General features: G+C 70.6%; 26 protein-coding genes. 8 read left to right on the top strand and 18 right to left on the bottom strand.

Features of this window, described 5'->3' with window-relative positions; all coding sequences use genetic code 11:
* Positions 1-140: 140 nt before the first annotated feature.
* Positions 141-1,061 carry a CAP domain-containing protein gene (locus ACIOMQ_RS30870; RefSeq protein ID WP_402191232.1) on the top strand — a complete coding sequence of 307 codons (921 nt, stop codon included), beginning with the start codon at positions 141-143 and terminating at the stop codon, positions 1,059-1,061.
* Positions 1,062-1,136: 75 nt separating this feature from the next.
* Positions 1,137-1,541: a helix-turn-helix domain-containing protein gene (locus ACIOMQ_RS30865; RefSeq protein ID WP_362204066.1), complete on the top strand. Its 405-nt coding sequence runs from the start codon at positions 1,137-1,139 to the stop codon at positions 1,539-1,541.
* Between the two features lie 155 nt (positions 1,542-1,696).
* On the opposite strand, the gene mutM is transcribed toward ACIOMQ_RS30865, so the two are convergent.
* From mutM to ACIOMQ_RS30820, 9 genes are all read right to left on the bottom strand, one after another.
* Positions 1,697-2,563: a bifunctional DNA-formamidopyrimidine glycosylase/DNA-(apurinic or apyrimidinic site) lyase gene (gene mutM, locus ACIOMQ_RS30860; protein WP_402191230.1), complete on the bottom strand. Its 867-nt coding sequence runs from the start codon at positions 2,561-2,563 to the stop codon at positions 1,697-1,699.
* A gap of 79 nt (positions 2,564-2,642) precedes the next feature.
* Positions 2,643-3,467: a ribonuclease III gene (rnc, locus tag ACIOMQ_RS30855; RefSeq protein WP_362204060.1), complete on the bottom strand. Its 825-nt coding sequence runs from the start codon at positions 3,465-3,467 to the stop codon at positions 2,643-2,645.
* A gap of 19 nt (positions 3,468-3,486) precedes the next feature.
* On the bottom strand, positions 3,487-3,660 hold the full coding sequence (gene rpmF, locus ACIOMQ_RS30850; RefSeq protein ID WP_003965982.1) for a 50S ribosomal protein L32: 174 nt from the start codon (positions 3,658-3,660) through the stop codon (positions 3,487-3,489).
* Positions 3,661-3,662: 2 nt separating this feature from the next.
* Positions 3,663-4,337: a DUF177 domain-containing protein gene (locus tag ACIOMQ_RS30845; RefSeq protein ID WP_362204057.1), complete on the bottom strand. Its 675-nt coding sequence runs from the start codon at positions 4,335-4,337 to the stop codon at positions 3,663-3,665.
* Positions 4,338-4,519: 182 nt separating this feature from the next.
* Positions 4,520-5,602 carry a cell division initiation protein gene (locus tag ACIOMQ_RS30840; RefSeq protein WP_401758143.1) on the bottom strand — a complete coding sequence of 361 codons (1,083 nt, stop codon included), beginning with the start codon at positions 5,600-5,602 and terminating at the stop codon, positions 4,520-4,522.
* A gap of 98 nt (positions 5,603-5,700) precedes the next feature.
* Positions 5,701-6,180, bottom strand: coding sequence for a pantetheine-phosphate adenylyltransferase (gene coaD, locus ACIOMQ_RS30835; protein ID WP_362204129.1), 480 nt, complete (start codon positions 6,178-6,180; stop codon positions 5,701-5,703).
* Positions 6,181-6,206: 26 nt separating this feature from the next.
* Positions 6,207-6,791 carry a 16S rRNA (guanine(966)-N(2))-methyltransferase RsmD gene (gene rsmD / locus ACIOMQ_RS30830; RefSeq protein WP_362204051.1) on the bottom strand — a complete coding sequence of 195 codons (585 nt, stop codon included), beginning with the start codon at positions 6,789-6,791 and terminating at the stop codon, positions 6,207-6,209.
* Between the two features lie 106 nt (positions 6,792-6,897).
* Positions 6,898-9,114, bottom strand: a complete 2,217-nt coding sequence (gene recG / locus ACIOMQ_RS30825) for an ATP-dependent DNA helicase RecG (protein ID WP_401269064.1) — start codon at positions 9,112-9,114, stop codon at positions 6,898-6,900.
* A 256-nt stretch (positions 9,115-9,370) separates the two neighbouring features.
* A complete protein-coding gene (locus ACIOMQ_RS30820) occupies positions 9,371-10,990 on the bottom strand; it encodes a DAK2 domain-containing protein (RefSeq protein ID WP_402191228.1) in 1,620 nt (539 codons plus the stop codon).
* A 259-nt stretch (positions 10,991-11,249) separates the two neighbouring features.
* Here ACIOMQ_RS30820 and rpmB point away from each other — a divergent pair, with 259 nt between their 5' ends.
* Positions 11,250-11,435 (top strand): 50S ribosomal protein L28, encoded by a 186-nt coding sequence (gene rpmB / locus ACIOMQ_RS30815; protein WP_030928661.1) that lies wholly within the window; start codon positions 11,250-11,252, stop codon positions 11,433-11,435.
* A gap of 84 nt (positions 11,436-11,519) precedes the next feature.
* Here the strand turns inward: rpmB and thiD are convergent, their stop codons facing one another.
* Together thiD and ACIOMQ_RS30805 are read right to left on the bottom strand one after the other, a co-directional pair.
* Entirely contained in the window at positions 11,520-12,326 is an 807-nt protein-coding gene (gene thiD, locus ACIOMQ_RS30810) for a bifunctional hydroxymethylpyrimidine kinase/phosphomethylpyrimidine kinase (RefSeq protein WP_362204042.1), read from the bottom strand.
* Between the two features lie 9 nt (positions 12,327-12,335).
* A complete protein-coding gene (locus ACIOMQ_RS30805) occupies positions 12,336-13,307 on the bottom strand; it encodes a thiamine-phosphate kinase (RefSeq protein WP_362204039.1) in 972 nt (323 codons plus the stop codon).
* A gap of 328 nt (positions 13,308-13,635) precedes the next feature.
* Here ACIOMQ_RS30805 and ACIOMQ_RS30800 point away from each other — a divergent pair, with 328 nt between their 5' ends.
* Positions 13,636-13,869 carry an Lrp/AsnC ligand binding domain-containing protein gene (locus ACIOMQ_RS30800; protein ID WP_362204036.1) on the top strand — a complete coding sequence of 78 codons (234 nt, stop codon included), beginning with the start codon at positions 13,636-13,638 and terminating at the stop codon, positions 13,867-13,869.
* 20 nt (positions 13,870-13,889) lie between these two features.
* On the top strand, positions 13,890-14,378 hold the full coding sequence (locus ACIOMQ_RS30795; RefSeq protein ID WP_402191226.1) for a DUF3515 domain-containing protein: 489 nt from the start codon (positions 13,890-13,892) through the stop codon (positions 14,376-14,378).
* Between the two features lie 49 nt (positions 14,379-14,427).
* Here the strand turns inward: ACIOMQ_RS30795 and ACIOMQ_RS30790 are convergent, their stop codons facing one another.
* The 3 genes from ACIOMQ_RS30790 to ACIOMQ_RS30780 form a co-directional block, all read right to left on the bottom strand.
* Positions 14,428-15,585 carry a D-alanine--D-alanine ligase family protein gene (locus tag ACIOMQ_RS30790; protein ID WP_402191224.1) on the bottom strand — a complete coding sequence of 386 codons (1,158 nt, stop codon included), beginning with the start codon at positions 15,583-15,585 and terminating at the stop codon, positions 14,428-14,430.
* A gap of 105 nt (positions 15,586-15,690) precedes the next feature.
* Complete coding sequence (locus ACIOMQ_RS30785; protein ID WP_362204027.1) at positions 15,691-16,701, bottom strand: NAD(P)H-dependent glycerol-3-phosphate dehydrogenase; 1,011 nt, start codon at positions 16,699-16,701, stop codon at positions 15,691-15,693.
* Complete coding sequence (locus tag ACIOMQ_RS30780) at positions 16,698-17,450, bottom strand: lysophospholipid acyltransferase family protein (protein ID WP_362204024.1); 753 nt, start codon at positions 17,448-17,450, stop codon at positions 16,698-16,700. The genes ACIOMQ_RS30785 and ACIOMQ_RS30780 overlap by 4 nt, the downstream gene beginning before the upstream one ends.
* 155 nt (positions 17,451-17,605) lie before the next feature.
* Here ACIOMQ_RS30780 and cofC point away from each other — a divergent pair, with 155 nt between their 5' ends.
* Together cofC and ACIOMQ_RS30770 are read left to right on the top strand one after the other, a co-directional pair.
* A complete protein-coding gene (cofC, locus tag ACIOMQ_RS30775; protein WP_401269105.1) occupies positions 17,606-18,292 on the top strand; it encodes a 2-phospho-L-lactate guanylyltransferase in 687 nt (228 codons plus the stop codon).
* A gap of 10 nt (positions 18,293-18,302) precedes the next feature.
* Positions 18,303-18,506: a hypothetical protein gene (locus ACIOMQ_RS30770; protein ID WP_351074089.1), complete on the top strand. Its 204-nt coding sequence runs from the start codon at positions 18,303-18,305 to the stop codon at positions 18,504-18,506.
* Positions 18,507-18,601: 95 nt separating this feature from the next.
* Here ACIOMQ_RS30770 and ACIOMQ_RS30765 read toward each other — a convergent pair whose 3' ends face one another.
* The 4 genes from ACIOMQ_RS30765 to leuC form a co-directional block, all read right to left on the bottom strand.
* Positions 18,602-19,255, bottom strand: coding sequence for an HU family DNA-binding protein (locus ACIOMQ_RS30765; protein ID WP_401269075.1), 654 nt, complete (start codon positions 19,253-19,255; stop codon positions 18,602-18,604).
* A gap of 143 nt (positions 19,256-19,398) precedes the next feature.
* Positions 19,399-19,626 (bottom strand): hypothetical protein, encoded by a 228-nt coding sequence (locus ACIOMQ_RS30760; RefSeq protein ID WP_362204017.1) that lies wholly within the window; start codon positions 19,624-19,626, stop codon positions 19,399-19,401.
* A 104-nt stretch (positions 19,627-19,730) separates the two neighbouring features.
* Positions 19,731-20,324 carry a 3-isopropylmalate dehydratase small subunit gene (leuD, locus tag ACIOMQ_RS30755; protein WP_362204014.1) on the bottom strand — a complete coding sequence of 198 codons (594 nt, stop codon included), beginning with the start codon at positions 20,322-20,324 and terminating at the stop codon, positions 19,731-19,733.
* A gap of 5 nt (positions 20,325-20,329) precedes the next feature.
* Positions 20,330-21,754 carry a 3-isopropylmalate dehydratase large subunit gene (gene leuC / locus ACIOMQ_RS30750; protein WP_362204011.1) on the bottom strand — a complete coding sequence of 475 codons (1,425 nt, stop codon included), beginning with the start codon at positions 21,752-21,754 and terminating at the stop codon, positions 20,330-20,332.
* Between the two features lie 173 nt (positions 21,755-21,927).
* Between leuC and ndgR the strand changes: the two genes are divergently transcribed.
* Entirely contained in the window at positions 21,928-22,644 is a 717-nt protein-coding gene (gene ndgR, locus ACIOMQ_RS30745; protein WP_030928691.1) for an IclR family transcriptional regulator NdgR, read from the top strand.
* Positions 22,645-22,702: the final 58 nt, after the last annotated feature.

Genomic DNA, 22,702 nt, shown 5'->3' with positions numbered 1-22,702 from the left:
AACGCTAACCGGCCAATTGCCCTCGGAGCACTTCCCGTCCAGAGGGCATGGCGTACAGTCCCGTCGCAATAACCTCACCCCATCGGGTGAATCATGTCGACGCCGAGAGCGGCGTCCAGACCGTCAGAAGGGCTCAGCAGATGGGACGTCATGGACGCTCCGCCGCAGCTCCTGCCGTTCAGGACCGCGCGGCGGAGAACCCGGGCCGGCACCGGGGGGCGCGCCACGGGAAGCGGTCCGGGGCCCCGGTGCGTACCGGAATGATCGGCGTCTCCGCCGCCCTGGCCGTGGGGGCCGTCGCGGTCGCCTCGGGGCTGCTGCCCGGCGGCTCCACCCACACGGTCGGCGGTGGCGTGGCCGCCGACCAGGTGCGTACCGAGGGAGTCCCGGACCTGCTGAGCCGGGGCGGCTCGGACACCGCATCCGCCGACCGCGGTGCCGGGCGGGCCGGCGGCCCGAAGGGGGCGAAGGCCCCCACCGGTTCCGCGTCGTCCGCCTCCCCGTCGAAGACATCCGAGCCGGCCGGGCGAGCGGGGCAGGCCTCATCGCCGGCATCGTCGAAGGCCGCCGCGGCGGAAGCCGGGGAGAGCGCCGCCCCGGCTGCGGTCGGGAAGTCGTCGGCCGCGCCAAAGGCCCCCGCCTCCTCCGCTCCGGCCGCCCGCAGGTCCGCGGCGTCGGCCCCGGCCGCCTCCGTCCAGGGCGCCGTGCTCGCCCTGGTCAACCAGGAGCGCGCGAAGGCCGGCTGCAGCCCGGTGACGGCCAGTGCCTCACTGGCCTCGCTCGCCCAGGACTTCAGCGACGACATGGCTGCCCGGGGCTTCTTCGACCACACCGACCCCGATGGCCGAACCCCGTGGGACCGCGCCGCCAAGGCCGGTGTGCAGGGGCTCGGCGGCGAGAACATCGCCCGCGGCCAGGCCGACGCGCAGGCCGTGATGGACGCCTGGATGAACAGCGCGGGCCACCGGGCGAACATACTCAACTGCGACTACAAGACGCTCGGCGTCGGCGTGCACTTCGGCGCGGGCGGCCCCTGGTGGACCCAGGACTTCGGCTTCTGAGCGGTGGCCGGCCAACCGCTCACCCGGGGAAAGCGCACCCCCGCAGTGAGCGCTGTGCGGGCGTACGCTGTCGTCATGGACGAGAAGAACCGTCTGGACGCGCTCGCCTTCGATGTGTTCTCCAGGCAGTGCCCCTCACGCGGAACCCTGGAGCATGTCACGGGGCGCTGGGGCAGTCTGACGCTGGGAGCCCTGTACGACGGCAGCTTCCGCTTCAACGAGCTCCGTCGCCGGGTCGACGGGGTGAGCGAGAAGATGCTCTCGCAGACGCTCCACGCCCTGGAGCGGGACGGCCTGGTCCACCGAGAGGCCCAGCCGACCAACCCGCCGCGCGTCGACTACGAGCTGACGCCCCTGGGCCGGCAGGTCGCCGAGCGGCTGCTCGCGCTGATCGGGCTCGTCGAGGGCCGGATGCCGGAGGTGCTCCGGGCCCGTGACCGATACGACGGAGCCCACCCGGGGCCGGAGGTCCGGGCCTAAGGGCTGTCCCGTAATCCCTGGTGGAACAGCGTGCGGCGTCGGGTGCGATGCGTCGCAAGGCGGAGGCCGAATACCTCCAGTATTCGGGCGTTCCAACAACGCGGCGAGGTGCCGCATCCGACTCCGCACGCCCGCCCGGGATTACGGGACAGCCCTCAGGGCGTGCGCGGCGGCCGCTGGCAGCGCGGGCAGAAATAGCTGGACCGGTTCATCCACGCCCGGCGGCGCATCGGCGTACCGCAGCGGTGGCAGGGCTCTCCCTCTCGCCCGTACGCGTCGAGGGAGCGGTCGAAGTAGCCGGACTCGCCGTTCACATTGACGTAGAGGCTGTCGAAGCTGGTGCCGCCCTGGTCGAGGGCGGCGTTCATCACGTCGCGGGCGTGGCCCAGCAGCTCGGCCGACTTGGGGCGGGTCAGCGTCGCGGTCGGGCGGTCGTAGTGCAGCTTGGCGCGCCAGAGCGCCTCGTCCGCGTAGATGTTGCCGACCCCGCTGATCAGCGACTGGTCGAGCAGGGCGCGCTTGATCGTCGTACGGCGCAGTCGCAGGGCCGCGTGGAACGCCGCGTCGTCGAAAGCCGAGTCCAGGGGATCGCGGGCGATGTGCGCGATGGTGTCGGGCAGCCCGTCCGTGCTGTCGGCGGCGCATTCATGGAGCGAGAGCCCGCCGAAGGTCCGCTGGTCGACGAAGCGCAGCTCGGTCCCGAGGGAGTCCTCGAAGCGGATCCGGATGCGCAAGTGCTTCTCGTCGGGGACGTCCTGCGGCTGCACGAGCAGCTGGCCGCTCATGCCGAGATGGCCCAGCAGCGAACTGGACGCGTCGTTCAGCGGCACCCAGAGGTACTTGCCACGGCGCATGGCCGGGCCGAAACGGGCACCGCCGAGCCGGGCCGCGAAGTCCACGCCGCCCGCGAGATGGCGGCGGACCGCACGCGGGTGCAGCACCTCGACGTCCGCGACGGTCCGGCCGGTGACCCAGCGTTCAAGTCCCCGCCGTACGACTTCGACCTCGGGCAGCTCGGGCACGGTGTGGCTCCTCAGGGACTTCCAGGGTATCCGGGCAGAGAAATCCCCCCGGTGCGCAGGGCACCGAGGGGATTCCGGGTCAGGCCGGAGCGACGTCCGTGGACGACGGCGGGTCGGCAGGGGTGTCGGCGGCCCCTCCGTCGGCAGCGGCCTTCGCCGCGGCCACCCGCGCCTCCGCGGCGGCGCTGATCTCGCGCCAGGCGGACTCCGCCGCCTGCTGCTCCGCCTCCTTCTTGCTACGGCCGGTGCCGGTGCCGTACGAGACACCACCGACGCGAGCAGCAGCAGTAAAGGTCTTCTCGTGGTCCGGGCCGGTCTCCGTGACGAGGTACTCGGGGACGCCGAGGCTCTCGCTCGCGGTGAGTTCCTGGAGGCTGGTCTTCCAGTCCAGGCCGGCACCGAGGTTGGAGGACCTGTCGATCAGCGGGTCGAAGAGCCGGTGGATCAGCTCCGAGGCCGCGCCTAGGCCCTGGTCGAGATAGACCGCGCCGATCACCGCTTCAAGGGTGTCGGCGAGGATGGATGCCTTGTCCCTGCCACCCGTGCCCTCTTCACCGCGGCCGAGCCGGATGAAGGAGCCGAGTTCGAGGCCGCGGCCCACTTCCGCAAGCGCACGCGAGTTGACCACCGCGGCCCGCAATTTGGCCAGATGGCCTTCGGGCAGGTCGGGGTGGGTGCGGTACAGCGTGTCCGTGACCACCAGGCCGAGCACCGAATCCCCGAGGAATTCGAGCCGCTCGTTGGTCGGCAGACCGCCGTTCTCGTACGCGTACGAGCGATGGGTCAGCGCACGCACCAGAAGGGCGGACTCGAGGTGATACCCGAGCCGCCCTTCCAGAAGCGTGTGGGACGAGGCTGTGTTGACGTTGTCTGCCTGCTTCTTGGCGCTGGACAACTCAGACATCGGGCCTCTCACCAGCCGCTCAGACCTCGAGAACCTGGCGCTTGTTGTACGTGCCGCAGCTGGGGCACGCGATGTGCTGCAGCTTCGGCTCCTGGCAACGCTCACACGAAACCAGGGTGGGGACCGCAGCCTTCCACTGCGACCGGCGGTGGCGCGTGTTGCTGCGCGACATCTTCCGCTTCGGAACAGCCACGGCTACTTCTCCTGCTTCTCGTCGACGCCCGCTTCGGCGCCGCCCATGTTGTCCTTCTCGCCGTCCTGAACGGTGTCGGCGAGTCCCTGCAATGCCGCCCAACGGATGTCGACGGCATCGTGGTGATGACCGGGATTCTCGTCCAGCCTGATTCCGCATTCGGAACACAGACCGGCGCAGGACTCCCGGCACACCGGCTGCATCGGCAGTGCGAGCACCACCGCATCGCGCAGCACTGGTTCGAGGTCGAACAGGCCGTCCTCGATGAAGAGCCTGTCCTCGTCGTCCTCGGCGTCGTCGGCCGGCTCCGCCTTGTGGCTGCGGCCCCGGTCATCGGCGTCAGGGTACGAGAACATCTCCTGGAAGTCCGCCACGACCTCTTGGCGCAGCGGCTCCAGACACCTTACGCACTCCCCCTCGGCCGACGCACGGGCGGTGCCTGTGACAAGCACCCCTTCCATGACCGACTCAAGACGGAGGTCCAGCTCCACGGGTGCGCCCTCCGGCACACCGATCACCCCGTCGATGCCGAGGACGGACGGCGCACCAGGTGCGTCCACCGAGCGGGTCAGCCGCTGGAGGGCACCGGGACGCCGACCCAGCTCGTGCGTGTCGAACACGAGGGGGTTTCGGTGGTCGAGGTGGCCGTTCAGGGCTTTTCCTGCTTTCGAAATCATGTGCATCGCACATCGTGGGGAGGGTTGCCCGGATTCGGATTCGAAACGGGCAGCCGGGATCGCGGACCTACGCGCGACCGAAGAGCCAGGATACTGGACGCACCGCCCAGCTCCCAATCCGGTCCGCCGCACCCCGGTTCGACTCCGGTCGGGCGCAGGGGCCGGGCCGCCGCCCCGGCCGGTCAGTGCTCCTGCTCGTACCGGCGGAGCTGGTCCAGGTCGATCATGCTGGTGTCGAACAGGCTGGTCTCGTCGAGGGCGCCCTCACCCTGCGGCTGGTGCGCCTGCTGGGGCTGCTGCACGGGCTGCTGCTGCCAGCCGTCGTACCCCTGGACCGGGATCTGGCCCTGTGCCTGGCCCTGGTCGTATCCCTGCTGCTGATAGGCGGCGTAGGGGTCGGGCTGCTGCTGGTACCCGTAGACGTCCTGCTGCGGCTGCTCCTGGTACGCGTAGGTCTCCGCGTAGCTCGGCTGGGCCTGTGCGGGGAAGTGCGGCTGGGCCTGCTGGTGCACCGGCTGCGGCTCCGGGGTGGCGAGCTCGGCGAGGCCGGCCCAGTGGTCCTCGTCGCTCATGTGCCCCTGATTGCCCGCCGCGTCCTGGGCGGCCATGTGCGCACCGAGTTCGTCGGTGGCGACCCGGCCGTGCAGCTTCTGCCGGCCGCGGCCGACCGCCTCCAGGGTCTTGGCGAGCACGGCCTCGAAGGCGCCGAGCTTGGTGTCCACGTACTCGTCGGCCCGGCGCTGGAGCGTGGCCGGGTCGGTGCTGCGCTCGGGGGCCTCGGCGAAGTCCGGGTCCTCGTATCCCTGCTCGTCGAAGGCCTGGCCTCGGCCGAGGAGCTTCTCGCGGCCCCGGTCGACGGAGCCGATGGTCTTGGTGAGGACGACCTCGAAGTTGGCGAGCTTGCTGTCGACGTACTCGTCGGCCTCGGCGCGGACCTCATCGGCCTCCCGGCGGGCCTCGGAGAGGATGCGGTCGGCCTCGCTGCGGGACTGTCTGGCGACCTCGGTCCCGGCGATCAGCGAGGTGCGTTCGGCGTGCGCGGACTCGATGATCCGCTCGGCCTCCTGACGGGCCTGCTCGGCCAGCTGCTCGTGCCCGCCGATGAGCTCCTGGGCGTGGGCGAGCGAGCCGGGCAGGGCCTCGCGCACCTCTTCGAGCATCGCGAGCAGTTCGGCGCGGTTGACCACGCACGAAGCCGACATGGGCATGGACCGGGCGCTCCCGACCGCCTCGACGATCTCGTCGAGCTTCTTCTGCACGTCCACCGTGTGCTCGCCACTCTCTACAGCCGATTGGAGACGGACGGGACGACTGTACGGCCAGTCGGCGCCCGCCCGACACCTGGTGACGGTCCGTCAGGAATTCAGCGCTCGGCGAGACGCTCGGCGAGGGCCCGGTGGACCACCGGGGGCAGCAGGTGGGAGACGTCGCCGCCCCAGGTGGCAACCTCCTTGACCAGGGAGGACGACAGGAAGCTGTAGGTGGGATTGGTCGGCACGAAGAGCGTTTCGACGCCGGAGAGGCCGTTGTTCATCTGAGCCATCTGGAGCTCGTAGTCGAAGTCGCTGACGGCCCGCAGGCCCTTGACGATCGCCGGGATGTCGCGCTGCTTGCAGAAGTCGACCAGAAGACCGTGGAAGGACTCGACCTGGACGTTGCCGAAGTCCGCGGTGACCTGACGGATCAGGTCGATGCGCTCGTCGACCGTGAAGAGGCCCTTCTTGGACTGGTTGATCATCACCGCGACATGTACGACGTCGTACAGCTTCGAGGCGCGGCCAATGATGTCGAGGTGTCCATTGGTGATGGGGTCGAATGACCCCGGACAGACGGCGCGGCGCAACTTCATTCCCTCGCTCTCCGGTCCGGTCATCGTGCGTCTTCGCACGTAGAGGCGGCGCGACCGTACCAAAGCGTTCCCTCGCCGTAGCGACGGGCCCGCAGTGGCTCGAATCCCTCGGGCCAGCTGAATTCTCCGCCTCTGGTGCTGCGTTCCACGGTGACGAGTGCATCGGCTGTGAGCCACCCCTGGGTGCGGAGTGTGAGCAGCATCTCGCCAAGATCGCCGTCGGTCACGGCGTACGGCGGGTCCAGGAACACCACGTCGTACGGCTCCGCGGGCGCCGGTCCTGTCACGATCTGTTCGGCTTTGCCGGTACGGACCTCGGCACCGGGCAGGCCGAGCGTGCGGACGTTGTCCCGGACGGTGCGGACGGCCCCGGGGTCGGTCTCGACGAGCAGGGCGTGGGCGGCACCGCGCGAGAGCGCTTCCAGGCCGACGGCGCCGGAACCCGCGTACAGGTCCGCGACACGGGTGCCGTGGAGGCTGCCCAGGAGGGCTTCCCAGGTGGAGAAGAGGCCCTCGCGCGCACGGTCGGAGGTGGGGCGGGTGCCGGTGCCGGGCGGGACTGCCAGGCGGCGTCCGCCGGCCGAGCCGGCGATCACGCGGGTCATGGGTGTCTGGTCCTCGGTTCGTGGGTGGCCCGCAGGGTGCTGCGGCGCCGTGGCATCCACGATATGGGGTCGCGGCGGATCGGGCCCGTGCACCCGTCCACCCTCGTCATCCCTTGTCCAGATACTGTTCGCGCTCCTTGTCGAGCAACGCGTCCAGGGCGATCCGCAGCTCGGGCAGGTGCTCCAGCTCCGGGTCGGCGGCGACGACCGCCACGGCCTCTTCGCGGGCGGCGGCGATGACCTCCTCGTCGTCGATGACGGTGAGCATCCGCAGCGAGGAGCGGACCCCGGACTGGGCCTGGCCGAGAACATCGCCCTCGCGGCGCTGTTCGAGGTCGATCCGGGACAGCTCGAAGCCGTCGAGGGTGGCGGCGACGGCGGACAGGCGGGCACGGGCCGGACTCGCCTCGTGGGCCTCACTGACCAGCAGGCAGAGTCCGGGGGCGGAGCCGCGCCCGACCCGGCCGCGCAGCTGGTGCAGCTGGGAGACGCCGAAGCGGTCGGCGTCCATGATCACCATGGCGGTGGCGTTGGGGACGTTGACCCCGACCTCGATGACGGTGGTGGCGACGAGGACGTCGACACCGCCCGCGGCGAAGCGGCGCATCACGTCGTCCTTGTCGTCGGGATTCATCCTGCCGTGCAGCACCTCGATGCGCAGGCCGGAGAGCGGGCCCTTGGCGAGCTGTTCGGCGATCTCCAGGACGGCGAGCGGCGGGCGCTTCTCGCCGTCGTCCTCGGGCGCCTTCTTCTTCTCCTTCCGGCCCGCCGCCTCGTCCTCGGCGTCGTCGCCGATGCGGGGGCAGACCACATACGCCTGGTGCCCGCTCTCCACTTCTTCCCGGACCCGTTCCCAGGCACGGGCGAGGAAGTGCGGTTTGTCCTTGGCGGGTACGACATGGCTGGCGATCGGCGAGCGGCCGGCCGGGAGCTGGTCCAGTACGGAGGTCTCCAGATCGCCGAAGACGGTCATGGCGACCGTACGGGGAATGGGCGTCGCGGTCATGACCAGCAGATGCGGCGGCTGCTTCCCCTTGGAGCGCAGGGCGTCGCGCTGCTCCACACCGAAGCGGTGCTGTTCGTCGACGACGACCAGGCCCAGGTCGTGGAACTGCACCTTGTCCTCGATCAGCGCGTGCGTGCCGATCACGATTCCGGCCTCACCGGTGACGAGGTCGAGCAGCGCCTGCCGGCGGGCCGCGACGCCCATGGAGCCGGTGAGCAGCACCACCTTCGTGCCCTGCTCAGAACCGCCCAGCATGCCTCCCTCGGCCAGCTCGCCCATCATCTCGGTGATGGAGCGGTGGTGCTGCTGGGCGAGCACTTCGGTGGGCGCGAGCATGGCGGCCTGACCGCCCGCGTCGACGACGCCGAGCATCGCGCGCAGCGCGACCATCGTCTTCCCGGAACCGACCTCGCCCTGGAGGAGCCGGTGCATGGGGTGCTCGGTCGCCAGGTCGTCGAAGATCTCCTTGGAGACCTTCCGCTGCCCTTCGGTGAGGGTGAACGGCAGCTTGGCGTCGAAGGCGTCGAGCAGTCCGCCGGGCCGGGGGCGGCGGGCCACCGCCGGGAGCTGGGTGTCCGCGTACCTGCGGCGGGCCAGGGCGACCTGGAGGACGAAGGCCTCGTCCCATTTCAGCCGGTCCCTGGCCTGGGCGATGTCCGCCTTGGTCTGCGGGCGGTGGACCTTCAGCAGCGCCTCCGGGAGCGGGGTGAACCCGCGGCCCTCGCGCAGACTCGGCGGCAACGGGTCGACGGCCTCCCGCGCGCTGGGCAGCACGGTGTCGACGGCCTTGGCGATCCGCCACGAGTCCAGCTGCTTGCAGGCCGGGTAGATCGGCAGCAGCCGCCCGGCGAAGGCGTCCACCGCTTCCGTGGCCTCTGCCCCGTCGATGGACTCGGCGTCCAGCAGCTGGTACGTGGGGTGGGCCAGCTGCATCTTCCGGTTGAAGACGGAGACCTTGCCCGCGAACATCGCCCGCCGGCCCGGCAGCAGCTCCTTGTGCGGCTTGTGGACGCCATGGCCGAAGAAGACGAGCTGGAGCCGGCCGCTGCCGTCGGTGAGGGTCACTTCGAGGCGCTTGCCGCGGCCGTTGTTGAACATCATGATGCGGGCGTCGGCGACCTGGGCGACCACCGTCACGTGCTCGTCCAGCGGGAGGTCGGTCAACGCCGTCAGCCGGCCGCGCTCCTCGTACCGCCGCGGGTAGTGGTGGAGCAGATCACCGACCGTGTGCAGGTCGAGGTGGTCGGCCATCACCTTCGCGGTGGCTCCGCCGAGCAGCTTCTTGAGTGGTTCGTCGAACGCAGACACGCGATCCATTGCACACCACACCACTGACAGATGTCCGGCGGGCACCACCCGGAACACCGGAATCCCCCGGTCGGAACCGTCGCCGCGCGCGCGTACCGAGTTCCTCGGCCGGTTCGGTAACGGGCGGCCGGCGTGCTTCGCCGTCGCGGCCGGGATCCGGGGGGCGGCCGGTCGGCGCGTACGCCCGGTGCGCCGCCCGTGGAGTGGTGCGCCCGTGACTTCGGCTCGCTCCCGCCGTACGACGTGCGGGTGCGGCCGTGCCGCCCTACTCCACCCCGATGAGCAGCGGAGCACGCTGGTGGCCGCCCCGGTACACCACTGTGTCGACCGCCAGATAGCCCTCGCGTACGTGCTCCTCCAGCGCGTCCGCGAGGCTGTCGGGGATGTCCTCGCCGAGGACCAGGGTGACCAGTTCGCCGCCCGCCGCGAGCATGCGGTCCAGCACGTTGCGGGCCGTTCCCGGCACGTCCTCGCCGATGACCGCGACGTCGCCGTCGATCAGGCCGAGGATGTCGCCGGCCTGGCAGATGCCCGCCATGGTCCAGGACTGCCGCTCGGCGACGGCCAGTTCGGCGTAGCGGGTGGCGCCGGCCGCCGCGGTCATCGCCACCACGTCCTCGTCGAAGCTGCGGTCGGGTTCGTGGACGGCGAGGGCCGCGATGCCCTGGACCGCGGCCCGGGTCGGGATCAGCGCGACCCTGACCCCCTCCGCGCGGGCCTGTTCGGCAGCGGCGGCCGCGGTGTGGCGCAACTCGGCGTCGTTGGGCAGCAGTACCACCTCGCGGGCGTGTGCCCGGCGGATCGCGTCGACGAGTTCGCCGCTGGCGGGCGGCTCCCCGGGACGTGCCAGCACCGTTGTCGCACCGGCCTCCTTGCACAGGCCGCGGAGCCCGTCGCCGGGGACCACCACGACGACCGCACGCTGCACGGGCTCGGTGGGGGGGTGCACCCGGTCGGCGCCGAAGTGGGTGATTCGGATGCGGTACGGCCGTCCCGCCTCGACACCGGCCTCCACCGCCGCACCCGCGTCGTCGACATGCACGTGGATGTTCCACAGCCCGTCGCCGCCCACCACCACCAGGGAGTCGCCGAGTCCGTCGAGCCGGGTCCGCAGCCGGTCCACGGCGTCGTCCGCTGCCTCCAGCAGGTAGATGACCTCGAAGGCCGGTCCGCCCGCCGCGCAGTCCTCCGGCGCAGGGACCAGGAACGCGGGCGCGGGCCCGGCCGCGTACACATGCTCGGGGGCCCGCCCGGAGACCGCTTCGACGAGCGCCCCGAGCACCGTGACCAGGCCCCGTCCCCCGGCGTCCACGACGCCCGCCCGCCCGAGGACGGCGAGTTGTCCGGGGGTCGCTTCCAGGGCCGTCCGCGCCCCCTCGTACGCCGCCTGTGCGACCGCCGCGGTTCCGGCCGAGGCCGCCGTGCGCCCGGCGGCCTCGGCGGCCGCGGCGGCCACCGTGAGGACGGTGCCCTCGACAGGGTGGGCCACGGCCTGCCGGGCAACCACGGCGGCTCGGGTGAGCGCCCGGCGCAGGTGGTCCGCGTCGTGCCCGTCGGCCAGTACCCCGGCCATTCCGCGCAGCAACTGGGCCAGGATCGTGCCGGAGTTCCCGCGGGCACCGATCAGCGCGCCATGCGCCATGGCCCGCACCGCGTCGGCGGCGACGGGCACGGTCGTGCCGGTCTCATGGGCGGCGAAGACGGCTTCGACGGCCTGGGTCGCGGACTCGACGGTCAGGTAGAGGTTCGTACCGGTATCCCCGTCGGCGACGGGGTACACGTTGATCGCGTCGATCGCCTCGCGCTCCCGGCCCAGTGCCTCCAGGGCCAGTGAGCACCAGGTACGCACCGCGACGGCGTCCATCTCGTCGGCGGTCTGCGGCACCTGTCGGTCCTCCTCGAAATCGGCCGTGGCCGGCCGGCTGCACCGCAGAGTAGTCCCCGCGCGCCGGGTCCGGCGGGGACAGGGGCGGGACGGGGGGCGGCGGAACCCATGGTAGTTTCGTTCCACCGACGCGGTCGTTGTATGCTGCTTCGGTTGCCCGATGAGAATCGGGCCATTCCTCCGGTGCCGCCACTTCAGTCACATGATTCCGGCGCGCCGGAATTCACTGTAAGTGCACCTGAAGTCTTTGGAGTGACCCGTGGCTGCCAACTGCGACGTCTGCGGCAAGGGGCCGGGCTTCGGCAACAACATTTCGCACTCGCACCGCCGTACGTCCCGTCGCTGGAATCCCAACATCCAGCGCGTGCGTGCCGTGGTCGGTCGGACGCCGAAGCGGCTCAACGTCTGCACCTCGTGCATCAAGGCCGGCAAGGTCGCGCGCTGACGTTCCCGTCGTAGCGCAGCCTTCCGGTTGCCCAAAAAGCCGGTCCATCTCGGTGGACCGGCTTTTTGCTGCGCTCCGGGGCCCTCAGCCGGTGCGCGTCCGCCAGCCGTGGTCGACGGGGCCGATCCCGGCGCCCAGCGGGAATCCCGCCGTGATCGCCCCGGTGACGTACGTCTTCGCGCCCCGTACCGCCGTTGGTACGTCCTGGCCCAGGGCCAGTCCGCAGGCGATCGCCGAGGCGAGCGTGCAACCGGTGCCGTGGGTGTGCCGGTTGCCGTGCCTCGGGGCGCGCAGCCAGTGCTCCTCGGTGCCGTCCGTCAGCAGATCGACGGGCTCGCCCGGCAGGTGCCCGCCCTTGACGACGACCCAACGCGGTCCGAAGGCCAGTACCTCGGTGGCGGCGTGCCGCATTCCGGTCTCGTCCGTGACGCTCACGCCGGTGAGCTGCGTCACCTCGTCCAGGTTCGGGGTGGCGACCGTGGCGACCGGGAGGAGTTTCGTCCGTACGGAATCGAGCGCCTCGGCGGCCAGCAGCGGATCACCGTGCTTGGAGATCCCGACCGGGTCCACGACGACCGGGGCCGCGGTGCCCGCAAGGAGTTCGGCCACGGTCTCCACGAGGGCGGCCGACGCCAGCATGCCGGTCTTGACCGCCTGCACACCGATGTCGTCCACCACGCTGCGGTACTGGGCGCGTACGGCCTCGACGGGCAGTTCCCAGGCGTCCTGCACGCCCAGCGAGTTCTGGGCGGTGACGGCGGTCAGCACGCTCATTCCGTGCACGCCGAGCGCCAGCATCGTCTTCAGATCGGCCTGGATGCCCGCACCGCCGCCGGAGTCGGATCCGGCGACGGTGAGCACACGGGCGGGTACGGCAGCAGACAGGGGCATACCCGAAATCTACTGGGCGTCCTCGATGTCCCCGAAGTGGTCCCAGCCGCTCTTCCTGGTCCAGGGCGCCCCGTCGACCGTCACCTGCGGCAGCGCCGAGGGGTTGAGGACTTCGCCGATCACCCTCCAGCGGGCGGGCAGCTTCACGTCCGGCGGGAAGGTGGCGACGATCGCGTGGTCCTCTCCGCCGGTCAGCACCCACTGCAGCGGGTCGACGCCCACGGCCTGACCGATGTCGGACATCTGCGAGGGGATGTCGATGAGTCCGGAGCGGAGATCGATCCGTACCTTGCTGGCCTCGGCGATGTGCCCGAGGTCGGCGACGAGTCCGTCGCTCACATCCGTCATCGCGGTGGCGCCGAGTCCGGCGGCGGCGGGGCCCGCGTGATAGGGCGGTTCGGGGCGCCGGTGGGCCTCGACGAAGGCGCGGGGCGAGCGGAAACCGCGGGAGAGCACGGCGTAACCGGCGGCGGACCAGCCGAGCCAGCCGGTGACGGCGACGACGTCGCCGGGCTGGGCGCCGGACCGGGTGACCGGTTCATGGTTGCGCAGATCCCCGAGCGCGGTGATCGAGACGGTGATCGTCTCACCGCCCACGACATCGCCGCCGACTACGGCCGCTCCGGCGACCTGGCACTCGTCACGGATGCCGTCCATCAGCTCGCCGGCCCAGGTGACCGGGAGTTCGGCGGGGACGACCAGGCCGAGCAGCAGCGCGGTGGGCACGGCGCCCATGGCGGCGATGTCGGCGAGGTTCTGGGCGGCGGCCTTGCGGCCGACGTCGTACGCGGTCGACCAGTCGCGGCGGAAGTGCCGTCCCTCCAGCAGGATGTCCGTACTGGCCACGACCCTGCGGTCGGGAGCGGACACGACCGCGGCGTCGTCGCCGGGGCCGAGCCGTACCGCCGGAGTGGTGGTGAGCCGGGAAGTCAGCTCCTTGATGAGCCCGAACTCCCCCAACTCGCCCACGGTTCCCTTCACCGAGTCTCACCTCTCATCTATCGCGCCGGACATGCGTCCGGGCTGCTTCAGCGGCCGGGGGTCCGGATCATGGACCGGCCGCCGCCGCAGGGAGCAGTCTGCACCGGTTCCCCTCGCCATGGGCGTCCCCCTTTCGCTCCGCTGCGCTCGCGGTCGCGGGCCGTCGCTGCTGTCGGTACTGTCAAGAGATACGTCAACCTGTGCTGTGCGCGCGCCACGCTGTGGACGGCAACCACCCCGTAGGTCTCCCCGCGGCCCGCGGCAACGCGATACCGTGGCGTCCCTTTCCCATCCCCCACATGATCCTCGTGGCCGCCCTGGAGGTTCCGTGGTACAGGCGTACATCCTTATTCAGACCGAGGTGGGCAAGGCGTCGACCGTCGCCGAGACCATCGCCAGAGTTGCGGGAGTGATCCAGGCAGAGGACGTCACAGGCCCCTACGACGTGATCGTGCGTGCCCAGGCCGACACGGTGGACGAACTCGGCCGCATGGTGGTCGCCAAGGTCCAGCAAGTGGAAGGCATCACCCGAACCCTGACCTGCCCGGTCGTTCATCTGTAGTCCCCGTCTACGCTGGGCCGGTGACATCATCGCGCCGCCGGTTCGGCCATCCCCTGCTTCTCGGTACGTCTGCCGCCGCGCTGCTGCTGGCCGCGGCGGGATGCTCCTCGACGGACGCCGCGGTGTCGGTCACGGTTCCCGCGCCGTCCGGGGAAGCCGCAGCCTACTGCCGCGCGCTGCACGAGGAGCTGCCGAAGACCGTTGCCGGACTCGACCGCGGTGACACCGGGCCGAAGTCCGAGCTGACCGCCCAGTGGGGGGACGGAGCGATCGTACTGCGCTGCGGTGTCCCCCGGCCCGCCAAGATGGACGACCCCATGGCGAAGGGGATCGAGGCGGACGGCGTCGACTGGATGCTGGACCAGCCGGAAGACGCCGGTCCGCGCTTTACGACGACCTACCGCAAGGCGTACGTCGAGGTGAGGCTCTCCACGGCGTACGCGCACGACGCCAGCCTGTTGGCCGCGTTCGGTCCGGTGATCGCGAAGACGGTGCCCAGCAGCCTGTAGGGCGTGCACTCCGGTCGCGGAGTGCACGCCCTACGGCGCGGGACTCGGCTCAGCGCAGGCCGGTCGGCCGGTTCAGCGCGGCCTGGATCAGCCGGTCCACCAGCTCCTGGTAGCTGACGCCGCTCTCCTGCCACATCCGCGGGTACATGGAGATCGGGGTGAAGCCGGGCAGGGTGTTGATCTCGTTGATCACGAAGTCGCCGTCCTCGGTGAGGAAGAAGTCGGCCCGCACCAGGCCCTCGCAGGACACGGCCTCGAAGGCGTCGACCGCCAGCCGCTGGACCTCGGCCGTCTGCTCGCCGGTGAGCGGGGCGGGCACGATCCCGGAGGCCGAGTCGATGTACTTGGCCTCGAAGTCGTAGAAGTCGTGCGAGGTCACCGGCGGGATCTCGGCGGGCACGCTGGCGCGCGGGCCGTCCTCGAACTCCAGCACCCCGCACTCGATCTCGCGGCCCCGCAGCAGCGACTCGACCAGGAACTTGGGGTCGTGGCGGCGGGCCTCCTCGATCGCCTCGTCGAGACCGGAGAGGCCGTCGACCTTGGTGATGCCGATGGACGAGCCGGCCCGGGCGGGCTTGACGAAGAGCGGCCAGCCGTGGTCGCCGGCGAAGTCCACGACGCGCTTGCGGACGGCGGAGGGGTCCGCCTCCCACTCGCGGGGGCGCACCACGACGTACGGGCCGACCGGCAGCCCGAACGAGGTGAAGACCCGCTTCATGTACTCCTTGTCCTGGCCGACCGCCGAGGCGAGCACCCCCGCGCCGACGTACGGCACACCGGAGAGCTCCAGGAGCCCCTGCAGGGTACCGTCCTCGCCGTACGGGCCGTGCAGCACCGGGAAGACGACGTCGACGTCGCCGAGCGCCTTGGGTACCGAGCCGGGCTCGCTGTACACCACTTCACGGCTGCCGGGGTCGACGGAGAGCACCACGCCGCCCTCGGTGGACTCGGCCAGCTGGGCCACGTCCGGCATCTTCCGGTCCGTGATGCCCATGCGTTCGGGCTCGTCGGCGGTGAGCGCCCAGCGGCCGTCCTTCGTGATGCCGATCGGCAGGACGTCGTACTTCGTCCGGTCGATGGCATTCAGGACGGCGCCCGCCGTGACGACCGAAATGCCGTGTTCGGAGCTGCGGCCGCCGAACACGACGGCCACACGCGGCTTGCGGAGCTGCTGCTCCGGGCTCTGGGGGAGGTTCTCGCTGCTCATATCGCGTTGAGCGTACCTGCTGGTACCCCTCGCGTCAGCGCGGCCGGGGCCGGTGGAGCGGCGACCGTGAACGATCACCGCCCTGCGCGCTCCCCGGGCCTGTCGTCAGCGCCGCTCGGGCTTCGCGCTGCGCGACATCAGCTCGCCCAGCGCGACCATCGGCGGCTTGCCCTCGTGGACGATGCCGACGACCGTCTCGGTGATCGGCATGTCGACGCCGTGCCTGCGTGCCAGATCGAGCACCGATTCACAGGACTTGACGCCCTCGGCGGTCTGCTTGGTGACCGCGATCGTCTCCTGGAGCGTCATTCCGCGGCCGAGGTTGGTGCCGAAGGTGTGGTTGCGCGAGAGCGGCGAGGAGCAGGTCGCCACCAGGTCGCCGAGGCCCGCGAGTCCGGAGAAGGTCAGCGGGTCGGCGCCCATGGCGAGGCCGAGCCGGGTCGTCTCGGCGAGGCCCCGGGTGATGAGCGAGCCCTTCGCGTTGTCGCCGAGGCCCATGCCGTCGGCGATGCCGACGGCGAGACCGATGACGTTCTTGACCGCGCCGCCGAGTTCGCAGCCGACGACGTCGGTGTTGGTGTACGGGCGGAAGTACGAGGTGTGGCAGGCGGTCTGGAGGCGCCGGGCCACGGACTCGTCCTGGCAGGCGACCACGGCCGCGGCGGGGCGGCGTTCGGCGATCTCCTTGGCCAGGTTGGGGCCGGTGATGACGGCGACGCGGTCCGGGGAGACCTTGGTCACGTCCTCGATGACCTCGCTCATCCGCTTCGCGGTGCCGAGTTCGACCCCCTTCATCAGCGAGACGAGGACGGTGTCGGAGCCGAGGTGCGGGGCCCAGTCGGCGAGATTGGCGCGCAGTGTCTGCGAGGGCACCACGAATACGGCGTAGTCGGCGCCGTGCAGCGCCTCGGCGGCATCGGTGGTGGCCCGGATCGACGCGGGGAGTTCAATTCCCGGCAGATAGTCCGGGTTGGTACGGGTCGTGTTGACGGCCTCGGCGACTTCGGCGCGGCGGCCCCAGAGGGTGACCTCGCAGCCGGCGTCGGCGAGAACCACGCCGAAGGCCGTACCCCATGAGCCGGTTCCGAAGACCGCTGCCTTCGCGGGGTGCGTCACTTGGGTCCCTTTCCTTCGGCCTTACGCCGCTGTTCTGCACGGGCCTTGCGGTGGTCGTACGGCTCCGCGGGGGCCTTCTCGCCCCGTACGATCTCCAGCTGCGCGGTCACGGCGGCCATGATGACCTCGGTCGCCTCGCGCAGGACGTCGGGCGTCGGCTCCCTGTCGTAGAACCCGGAGAGGTCGACGGGCGGTCCGGCCTGCACCTGGAGGGTCTTGCGGGGGAAGAGCCGGAGCTTGTTCTCCTTGGCGTACGGCGGCATCGCGAGGTTGGCGCCCCACTGGGCGACCGGGATGACCGGGGCCTTCGTCATCAACGCGACGCGGGCGGCACCGGTCTTGCCGGCCATCGGCCACATGTCGGGGTCGCGGGTGAGAGTGCCCTCCGGGTAGAAGGCGACGCATTCACCGCGCTCGATGGCGTCGACGGCGGCCCGGAAGGCGTCCAGCGCGTTGGTCGTCTCGCGGTACACGGGGATCTGCCCGGTGCCGCGCAGCATCATTCCGACAAAGGGGGTCTTGAAGAGGCCGGCTTTCGCGAGGAGCCGCGGCACGCGTCCGGTGTTGTACTGGAAGTGTCCGTAGGAAAGCGGGTCCAGATACGAGTTGTGATTGACCGCAGTGATGAATCCGCCGTCGTCCGGGATGTTTTCCATTCCCCGCCAGTCACGCTTGAACAGAACCACCAGCGGCGGTTTTGCGATCACCGCCGCCAGGCGGTACCAGAAGCCGATTCTGCGGCGGGACACTCGGACACCTTCCTCTAAAGACCTGACTGCTGCCTGGCTACCGACGGTCAAGTCTCGCCCCAGGCCCCTGCTCTGTCGAGAACACCGTACGCCCCGCTTTCGGGACCGTACCTCCGGGTTCTCGCACCGGCAGGCGAGAATAAGCGGCGACGCGCATCGAGGGGGAGATCGCCACGAACACCGACCCGACGGGTCCTTGGACCCTGGTCGTCCCGTTGAAGCCCTTGGCGCGGGCCAAGAGCAGGCTCACGCCCACGACGGGCGCCGCGCTGCGCCCGCGGCTCGCCCTCGCGTTCGCCCGGGACACCGTGGCCGCCGCCCTGTCCTGCCGGGCGGTCCGGGATGTGGTGGTCGTCACGGACGACACGGAGGCCGGGGCCGTTCTCGCCGCCCTCGGGGCGCGCATCGTGCCCGACGAACCGGATCGCGGCCTCAACGCCGCCCTGGCACACGGCGAGCGGACCGTTAGGGCCGGGCGGCCCGGGGCGGCCCTCGCCGCGCTCAACGCGGATCTGCCCGCGCTGCGCCCCGCGGAATTGGCCCGGGTACTCGATTTTTCCGCCGAATTTCCCCGGGCATTTGTCACCGATGCGGCAGGAATCGGAACAACATTTCTGTCGGCCGCACCGGGAGTGGAATTGCGCCCGGCTTTCGGCGGCCCTTCCCGGGCCCGGCATCTGGACTCCGGCGCCGTGGAAATCACGCTGACCGGCATCGATTCGGTCCGCCAGGACGTGGACACCGGCGACGACCTGCGAGCGGCGCTGGCCCTGGGCACCGGCCCGCACACGTCGGGGCAATGGGCGGCGGACGCCCCGGCACGCCCCGGGACGGACCGATAGGCTGCCGCACATGCAGGCGACCTCGTACACGTACGACCCCGAGACCCGCACCGGCAGTGTGCTGCTCGACGACGGGACCCCGGTGGAATTCGACGCCCGGGCCTTCGACGCGGGCGGGCTGCGGCTGCTGCGCCCGGGGCAGCGGGTGCGGATCGAGGGCGTCGGCGAGGGTGCGGATCTGCGGATCACCCTGGTGACCCTGCAGACGTTCTGAACGGCCGCGCGTCCCCGGCCCACAACAGCCCGCGGGCCGGGCTCCCCGAGGGGAGCCCGGCCCGGCGCGTGTGAGTAGCCCTGCGCTGCTCGGCCTCACTTCTTCCGTGCAGTGGCCTTCTTCGCCGTGGTCTTGCGCGCCGTGGTCTTCTTCGCGGGCGCCTTCTTCGCCGTGGTCTTCTTGGCGGGCGCGGTCTTCTTGGCGGCCGTCGTCTTCTTCGCCGCCGCCGCGGTGGTCTTCTTCGCCGCCGCCGTGGTCTTCTTGGCCGCCGGAGCGGCCTTCTTGGCGGTGGTCTTCTTGGCCGCGGTGGTCTTCGCCGCGGTCGTGGCCTTCCTGGCGGTGGCCTTCTTCGCCACGGCCTTCTTCGCGGTGGCCTTCTTGGCGGCCGCCTTGGTCGTCGTACGGGTGGAAGCACCGCCCGAGAGGCTGCCCTTGGGCGCCTTCTTCACGGCCACCTCGCCCTTGGGGAGCTTCTTCGAGCCGCTCACCAGGTCCTTGAAGCCCTGTCCCGCACGGAAACGGGGAACCGAGGTCTTCTTGACCCGCACCCGCTCGCCCGTCTGCGGGTTGCGGGCGTAGCGGGCGGGGCGGTCGACCTTCTCGAACGAGCCGAAGCCGGTGACCGAGACACGGTCCCCCGCGACAACCGCACGGACGATCGCGTCGAGCACCGCGTCAACGGCGTCTGCGGCCTGCTGACGGCCGCCGACCTTGTCGGCAATCGCTTCTACGAGCTGCGCCTTGTTCACGTCTTCCCCTTCGGAGACATTGCCAGAACGAAAGTGTTCAAGCGTTTTCGCACGTTAGGCAGATATATACCGCAAATCAAACACGAAACGGGCTAATCACCCTAGTGCCGCAACGAAGTCGACCGCTGCGCAGTTCCGCAGAGTCAGTCACCTTCGGGGAATCGGCCCTCATCGAGGTCCTTCATCAACCGGTCCAGACGCCTTGCCGCATCCGGAAGATCGTGCTTAGCCGCGGCCGTGATGACCAACAGCTTCCGGGACAGCGCCATCCTTACGCTCTCCGGGACTTGCAGTGCGCGCACTCTTGTGTGCGCTTCCTTCAAACGGTCGGCGACTTGGCCGTAAAGCTTGAGTTGGCTGTCGCGTTCCATGCACCGATTGTGCCATCTGGGGCGAGTTGTCGCCCGACGGGGTCTCAACAAGCGACTGCGCCCCCTACCAGAAGGTAGGGGGCGCAGTCCTGGAAACGCGCTGCTCAGGCGTTAATTGTACGCGGCTTGAAGCTCGGCCTCGCGGCCTCGTAAGTCGCGATGTCCGCTTCGTTCTGAAGGGTGAGGCTGATGTCGTCCAGCCCGTTCAGCAGCCGCCAGCGGGCGTTCTCGTCGAGCTCGAAGTCGGCCGTGATGCCCTCGGCGCGGACCTGGCGGGTCTCCAGGTCGACGGTGATCTCGGCCGTCGGGTCGGCCTCGGTCAGCTCCCAGAGCGCGTCGACGACCTTCTGGTCGAGCACGACGGTCAACAGCCCGTTCTTCAGCGAGTTGCCGCGGAAGATGTCGGCGAACCGGGAGGAGACGACGGCCTTGAAGCCGTAGTTCTGCAGCGCCCACACGGCATGTTCGCGGGACGATCCGGTGCCGAAGTCGGGACCGGCGACCAGCACCGTGGCGCCGCTGCGCTCGGGGCGGTTGAGGACGAAGTTCTCGTCCTTGCGCCAGGCCTCGAAGAGGCCGTCCTCGAAGCCGTCGCGGGTGACCTTCTTCAGCCAGTGGGCGGGAATGATCTGGTCGGTGTCGACGTTGCTGCGGCGCAGCGGGACGGCCCGGCCGGTGTGTGTGGTGAAAGCTTCCATGATTCTCAGACTCCGGCGGGCGTACGGGCGTCGGACAGGTCGGCCGGCGAGGCCAGGTGGCCCAGCACTGCGGTGGCGGCGGCGACCTGCGGGGAGACCAGGTGCGTGCGGCCGCCCTTGCCCTGCCGGCCCTCGAAGTTGCGGTTCGAGGTGGAGGCGGAGCGCTCGCCGGGGGCCAGCTGGTCGGGGTTCATGCCGAGGCACATCGAGCAGCCCGCGTGCCGCCATTCGGCGCCCGCGGCGGTGAAGACCTTGTCCAGGCCCTCCTCGACTGCCTGCAGAGCGACCCGGACCGAGCCCGGGACGACCAGCATCCGTACGCCGTCGGCGACTTTGCGGCCGTCCAGGATCGCGGCCGCGTTCCGCAGGTCCTCGATCCGGCCGTTGGTGCAGGAGCCTACGAAGACGGTGTCCACGTCGATGTCGCGCAGCGGCTGGCCGGCGGTCAACCCCATGTACTCCAGCGCCTTTTCGGCGGCGTTCCGCTCCGAGGCGTCCTCGTACGAAGCCGGGTCGGGGACGCTGGCCGACAGGGGAGCGCCCTGGCCGGGGTTGGTGCCCCAGGTGACGAACGGCGCCAGCTCGGCGGCTTCGATGACGACCTCGGCGTCGAAGACCGCGTCGTCGTCGGTGCGCAGCGTCTTCCAGTACGCGACGGCGGCGTCCCAGTCCTCGCCCTGCGGGGCGTGGTCGCGGCCCCTCAGGTACTCGAAGGTGGTCTCGTCCGGGGCGATCATGCCCGCTCGGGCACCGGCCTCGATCGACATGTTGCAGATGGTCATCCGGGCTTCCATCGAGAGCTTCTCGATGGCCGGACCGCGGTATTCGAGGATGTAGCCCTGGCCGCCGCCGGTGCCGATCCGGGCGATGATCGCGAGGATCAGGTCCTTGGCCGTGACGCCGTCGGGCAGTTCGCCGTCGATGGTGATCGCCATGGTCTTCGGGCGGGCCAGCGGCAGCGTCTGGGTGGCCAGGACGTGCTCGACCTGGCTGGTGCCGATGCCGAACGCCAGCGCGCCGAAGGCGCCGTGCGTGGACGTGTGGGAGTCGCCGCAGACGACCGTGGTGCCGGGCTGGGTCAGCCCCAGCTGCGGGCCGACCACGTGCACGACGCCCTGCTCGACGTCGCCCAGCGGGTGCAGCCGTACGCCGAACTCCGCGCAGTTCTTGCGCAGGGTCTCCAACTGGGCTCGGGAGACCGGGTCGGCGATCGGCTTGTCGATGTCGAGGGTCGGGGTGTTGTGATCCTCGGTGGCGATGGTGAGGTCGAGGCGCCGCACCCGGCGTCCGGCCTGCCGGAGGCCGTCGAAGGCCTGGGGGCTGGTCACCTCGTGCAGCAGGTGCAGATCGATGAAGAGGAGGTCGGGCTCACCTTCGGCGCGCCGGACGACATGGTCGTCCCAGACCTTCTCCGCGAGTGTCCTACCCATCGCTTTCCCTCCGGCCGGCGTCTTCGCCGGCCCAACTAGAGATTGGTGCGCCGCCGTCCGGACCCCCGTGCGGGGCGGTGGCTGCGGGCCGTTGTGTGGCCGCCCGTACAGGTTCGCAACTTCCGCCGAAAATTGAACTTGCGTTTCACAGAGTGAGACGGGAGTATCGTCGTATGGACAACTCTAGCGGCGTCGGCGTTCTCGACAAGGCGGCTCTGGTATTGAGCGCCCTGGAGTCCGGTCCGGCCACCCTCGCCGGGCTGGTCGCGGCGACCGGGCTCGCACGACCCACGGCCCATCGACTGGCCGTGGCACTGGAACACCACCGCATGGTGGCGAGGGACATGCAGGGCCGCTTCATCCTCGGCCCCCGGCTCGCCGAACTCGCGGCGGCGGCCGGCGAGGACCGCCTGCTGGCCACGGCGGGACCGGTGCTCACGCACCTTCGCGACATCACCGGCGAGAGCGCGCAGCTCTACCGGCGCCAGGGCGACATGCGGATCTGCGTGGCGGCGGCGGAGCGGCTGTCCGGCCTGCGGGACACCGTGCCGGTCGGCTCCACGCTCACCATGAAGGCCGGCTCGTCGGCGCAGATCCTGATGGCCTGGGAGGAGCCGGAGCGCCTGCACCGCGGCCTCCAGGGCGCCCGTTTCACGGCGACGGCGCTCTCGGGCGTACGGCGCAGGGGCTGGGCCCAGTCGATCGGCGAGCGCGAGCCGGGCGTGGCCTCGGTCTCGGCCCCGGTGCGCGGACCCTCGAACCGAGTGGTCGCCGCCGTCTCGGTCTCCGGACCGATCGAGCGGCTGACCCGGCACCCGGGCCGGATGCACGCCCAGGCGGTCATCGACTCGGCGGCGCGGCTGAGCGAGGCCCTGCGGCGCAACGGCTGACCGGCCCCGCCCCCTTTCCGGCCGCCCCAGCGTCGTGGCGGCCCCCTCTCAGAACCGC

The sequence above is a fragment of the Streptomyces sp. NPDC087845 genome (genome assembly GCF_044742755.1).
Lineage (GTDB): Bacteria > Actinomycetota > Actinomycetes > Streptomycetales > Streptomycetaceae > Streptomyces.
This window is presented reverse-complemented; position numbering and strand designations above follow the sequence as displayed.